Below are 5,157 nucleotides of genomic sequence, written 5' to 3'. Positions count from 1 at the left end.
TTGGTGTAGGTGTCAAAGTTTTCGGCGACTTGCGCGGCCAATTCACGTGTCGGACACAGCACCAAAGAGCGCGGCATACGTGCGCGTGCACGGCCTCGGCCCAAAAGTGTGATCATCGGCAATGTGAAAGAGGCGGTTTTGCCTGTGCCCGTTTGGGCAATTCCGAGGACATCTCGGCCCTCAAGAGCGGGGGGAATCGCACCCGCCTGAATAGGGGTGGGGGTCTCATAGCCCGCGTCTGCGATAGCCTTGAGAACTTTTTTGTCGAGATTTAGGTCGGTAAACTTGGTCAAATTGTGCCTTTCGAGGTATACGGCGGTGAAATCGGCCGCATATAACCCGCGCGGCCCGTTCGGCCATATTGCCGAGACGTACTATGGTCTGCCTAATACGCCGCGCCCATCAAAACGTCAAGGTGACGTGGGTTTTGCGGGGGGCTACGCACGATTTTGCTGCAATTTTTCGCGCAATAACATTAGGCGGCGAAATACGGTTTTGGGGCAGGCGTTGATCCGCAATAGCATATCGGACCCAAGCAGGGCGGCCCCTGTCCCTTGGTCTGTGTCCGCCAGCGCCTCTACGGTTTCATGCAGTTGCAACAAGATATGTGCGTCCAAGTCCCCCATGGCGACTGTGTAGGCACTCTGTCCCAAGGAGACGGGTCCAGTCTTTCGGCGTCCCAATGCAAATGGCTCATCGGGACCAAGACCTGAAAAGCTGCGCTCGGTATCCGCCAGTTTCATCATGCCGGTGACCAAAAAGAATTCACGCCCCAGACGGCGTTCCAACTCGGTTCGCCCATGTGCGCCAAAGGTGCGCATCGCCGATATTTTCCACCTAATATCAAGGTGCTCAACCAAAAATCCCGCCTCTTCGTCCCAAAGCCGAAACCATAGATCGAGAATGTGGGATGGCACCGCCGTGCGCCGTGTGATCATCACAAGGCAGCCCATAAGGTGGCACAGCTCGGGCTTTCCCTGAAAGAACTGGCGCAACCATGTGGCATTACCGGCGTAGTCGGTCAAAAATGGGTCGCGCCCCTCCCACGTCTCGCCACGCGGAATATGGCGTGTTTTGAACGGGGCGAACTGCACGTCGGCGGGGGGCACATCGCCCTGCGCAATAAAGAACGGATCAAGGCGGCGTTTGATCGGTGCTGCAAGTCCGTCAAACCCTTGCGGATAGGTGCAATCCGTCTGCGGCGGGGGCGTCTTTCGAACCTTTTTCATATCGAAATCCTACCCCACGCCGGTTTCATATCAAACCATCATTTCCTTGGTCGCGGACAGTTTGAGCGTTGGGAAATCGCGCTCGATTCTATCGATGTCCCATTGCAATCTGGTCAAGAATACAGCGTCGCCATCGTGGTCGTAAGAGATGTGTTGTTTGTTGGTATTCACACATTTCTCAAGATCCGCACGTGGTCCCGAAATCCACCGCGCGGAGGTGAATTGCGATTGGCCAAACCGCACGGGAAGGCCGTATTCCAACTCGATACGCGAGGCGAGTACCTCGAACTGCAAGGCACCAACCACACCGACAATAAAGCCGGAGCCAATCGCGGGCTTGAACACTTTTGCGGCCCCCTCTTCGGCGAATTGCATCAATGCCTTTTCGAGGTGCTTAGACTTCATCGGGTCGCCCGCACGCACGCTTTGCAACAGTTCCGGTGCAAAGGACGGAATGCCGGTGACGCGAATCTCTTCGCCCTCTGTGAGGGTATCACCAATGCGCAATTGGCCGTGGTTCGGGATGCCGATGATATCGCCGGCCCATGCTTCCTCGGCCAATTCGCGGTCGGAGGCGAGAAACAGCACTGGGTTCGAGATCGCCATCTGCTTTTTGGACCGCACATGCGTGAGTTTCATCCCGCGCAGGAAATGACCCGACGCGAGACGGACAAAGGCCACGCGGTCGCGGTGCTTGGGGTCCATGTTGGCTTGGACTTTGAACACAAATCCCATCACCTTCTTCTCATCGGCATGGATGGAGCGCGGTTCGGCCTTTTGCGGCTGCGGCTCTGGGCCGTACTGTGCCATGCCATCCATCAGTTCCTTGACGCCAAACGAGTTGATCGCCGAGCCGAACCAAATCGGCGTGAGCGTTCCCTCAAGAAAGGCCTCGCGGTCAAAAGCCGGCAGCAATTCACGCGCCATTTCGACCTCTTCGCGCAACTGTTCCAACAGATGTGCGGGGATGTGTTCGTCAAGTTTGGGATCGTCGAGCCCTTTGATCGAAATGCTTGCCGCTACCTTGTTGCGATCCGCGCGGTCCATCAATTCGAGACGGTCATTGAGCATGTCGTAACAGCCGACGAACTCGCGCCCTACACCGATGGGCCATGAGGCAGGGGTCACATCAATCGCCAAGTTTTCTTGAATTTCGTCAATGATCTCAAGTGTATCGCGGCTTTCGCGATCCATCTTGTTACAAAACGTCAGGATCGGCAGGTCGCGCATACGGCAGACTTCGAACAATTTCTGGGTCTGGCTCTCCACACCTTTCGCGCCATCAATCACCATGATGGCGGCGTCTACGGCGGTAAGCGTGCGGTAGGTGTCTTCGGAGAAATCCGAGTGACCGGGGGTGTCCACAAGATTGAACCGGTGCCCGTCAAAATCGAACGACATGGCCGAAGCCGATACGGAAATCCCGCGGTCCTTTTCCATCTGCATAAAGTCGGAGCGCGTGCGGCGAGCCTCGCCTTTGGCGCGCACCTGACCCGCCATCTGAATGGCCCCGCCGTAGAGCAGGAATTTCTCTGTCAATGTCGTCTTACCCGCATCGGGGTGAGAGATGATTGCAAAGGTTCGGCGCCGCGCGATTTCGGCGGGCAGATCGAGGGAGGTGTGTGCGCTATCTGACATGCGCCCGCATATAGCTGTGCGGGCGAAGTTGGGCAAGCAGGGATGGGTGTTAGCCGCGTGACGCCGCGCGCAGCAATTCTACCGCATTGGCGCTATCGAGCATACCGTCCGTTATATCGATCGCGCGCGGGCGTTCGCCTGACATGGCGTGGCCAGAGAGGTGTGCGTGCACTTCGCTCGGAAGATAGGTTTTGGCCTGTTTGTCGACAAACATGCTTTCGGCGGCGATGCCCTCGGCGTAGATGATTTCATGTTGATCGAACAACAGTTGGAAGTAGTCGACAAATCCGCCGTCACTTTGCACGACATCAACGCCATTCACCAACAATCGCGCCTTGACCAATACCTCGGCGCGCCCCGCTTTTATGCGGTCATTGCGTTGGTAGATGAAGATGCGGTGGTTTGGGCTCACCACAAGATCGGCGGCGTTGTTGAGCACCCCTTCCTTGATGGTGATGGGGGCGAAGGCGCCGGTTGCACGCATGGTTTGCTGACCGATCCAACGGATTTCGCGCGCGCCATGATCGCGGGTGAGAACACGGTCCCCCACGTTCAGATCCTCGATCAACACCTGTTTGCCATTTGCCATCGTGATATGCGTGCCGCGCGTAAAGGCGACACATGCGATTTCGGCCAAGCGGGTGCGCGGGCTTTGGCGGTCGATATTGATCAAGGAATAGGTTTGTTTTTCGTCCAGCGGCGCGAAGGGAAGCATATAGCACTCAGCGATGTTGTCGCTGTCGTCCGTTTCAACAATGATCAACGCCTCAAGTGTGGAGCCGTCGAGCGTCATAAAGGTCGCGACGCAATCAAGGTGAAGTCGGGCACCGTCACGGCCCACTTCAGACCCGTGGCCGATGCTCAGGGTCTCATCATTGATTTGTAGGGCAAGGCGCACGCGGTGCGCGTCAGCCGCCACCATGTAAGTGTCGGCAAGTTCCAGGTCATCAGACGGACCGATTGCATCCCCCAAATTGGCGCCATCCGTAACACGAAACGCCTGCGCAGAGTAAACAGACAGGTTTTGAACGGGCTGAGTGTTCCCTGTTGTTTGTTCGTGCTGTGGTGTCATCGTCGTTGCCACGAAAGGCCCCATTTTATAAATGCCTGCGCGTCTCGCGTTTAAGGCATCAGTTGTTGATTCAACAGTATCTAACATTGTCATTCACTCGTCATGCCGTAACGGAACCTGAGGGTTCCACAATCATGTTCAACACTTAGAGGGAAACAATGTCAGGATTTGGGCATAATAGTGCAAATAGTGGCACGGATGGTTCGAGCGTGTTGGCTAGCCGTTGGCAAACGCGTGGGCTTTGCGTTGCTGCACACACTTGGGTGCGTGGTTGGCGAGGTGACAAGGGTGGCCTCGCGCCCTACAACGCTCCTTAATTGTCATAATACTCTTCTCAAACGAGCACAAAGGAACGCACGCATGGATTTGGGCATCAAAGGTAAAAAGGCACTGGTTTGTGCATCATCCAAGGGTTTGGGGCGTGGGTGTGCCGAATCGTTGGCCGAAGCGGGCGTGAATTTGGTCATGAATGCGCGCGGCGCAGAGGCTCTTGAGGCCGCAGCTGCCGAAATTCGTGCAAAATACGGCGTTACCGTTGAGACGGTCGCCGCAGATGTCACAACCGAAGAGGGCCGTGCACAGCTTTTGGCCGTTGCCGGACAGGTCGATATTTTGGTCAATAACGCTGGTGGCCCACCTCCGGGCATGTGGACCGATTGGGAGCGCGACGATTTCATCGCGGCCTTGGATGCCAACATGCTCGCCCCGATTGCGTTAATCAAAGCGTTGGTGCCGCACATGATCGACAACGGGTGGGGCCGTGTGGTCAACATCACGTCCGTTTCGGTCAAGGCCCCGATTGCCGTGTTGGGTCTGTCCAATGCTGCGCGTGCGGGCCTGACGGGCTACGTGGCGGGTACTGCGCGCCAAATCGCGCCCAAAGGCGTGGTGATGAACAACTTGTTGCCCGGATTGCACGCAACGGATCGCATGGTGAACCTCGACACCGCCGCCTCACAGGCGACAGGAAAAAGCTTTGACGAGGTGCGCGCCGAAAAAGCCGCGTCAATCCCCGCAGGGCGCTACGGCACAGCGGCCGAGTTCGGTGCGACATGCGCGTTTATGTGTAGCCAGTTCGCGGGCTACATGGTTGGGCAAAACATCTTGCTCGACGGTGGTGCGACGAACACAACGATGTAAACGGGCTGTCCCTCTTGCGGTGGTATCGGCAGATGTCGGGCCTACGTGGGAGGGACCACGCCGCGCGGCACTGCGGTT

5 protein-coding genes are annotated in these 5,157 nt (G+C 57.0%); 1 reads left to right on the top strand and 4 read right to left on the bottom strand.

The window, feature by feature from the left end:
- The 4 genes from ACTG34_RS04770 to ACTG34_RS04755 form a co-directional block, all read right to left on the bottom strand.
- On the bottom strand, positions 1-293 hold a 293-nt coding region (locus ACTG34_RS04770), incomplete at its 3' end, for a DEAD/DEAH box helicase (protein ID WP_439103862.1).
- A 144-nt stretch (positions 294-437) separates the two neighbouring features.
- On the bottom strand, positions 438-1,229 hold the full coding sequence (locus tag ACTG34_RS04765; protein ID WP_439103861.1) for a hypothetical protein: 792 nt from the start codon (positions 1,227-1,229) through the stop codon (positions 438-440).
- 30 nt (positions 1,230-1,259) lie between these two features.
- Complete coding sequence (locus tag ACTG34_RS04760; protein WP_439103860.1) at positions 1,260-2,867, bottom strand: peptide chain release factor 3; 1,608 nt, start codon at positions 2,865-2,867, stop codon at positions 1,260-1,262.
- A gap of 49 nt (positions 2,868-2,916) precedes the next feature.
- Positions 2,917-3,951, bottom strand: a complete 1,035-nt coding sequence (locus ACTG34_RS04755; RefSeq protein WP_439103859.1) for a Hint domain-containing protein — start codon at positions 3,949-3,951, stop codon at positions 2,917-2,919.
- A 348-nt stretch (positions 3,952-4,299) separates the two neighbouring features.
- On the opposite strand from ACTG34_RS04755, the gene ACTG34_RS04750 reads away from it, so the two are divergent.
- Positions 4,300-5,079 (top strand): SDR family oxidoreductase, encoded by a 780-nt coding sequence (locus ACTG34_RS04750; protein WP_062219281.1) that lies wholly within the window; start codon positions 4,300-4,302, stop codon positions 5,077-5,079.
- Positions 5,080-5,157 lie beyond the last annotated feature (78 nt).

Source organism: Celeribacter marinus (assembly GCF_965656515.1).
GTDB lineage: Bacteria > Pseudomonadota > Alphaproteobacteria > Rhodobacterales > Rhodobacteraceae > Celeribacter > Celeribacter marinus_D.
The sequence above is the reverse complement of the archived record's forward strand: the minus strand, read 5'-3'. Positions and strand labels throughout refer to the sequence as shown.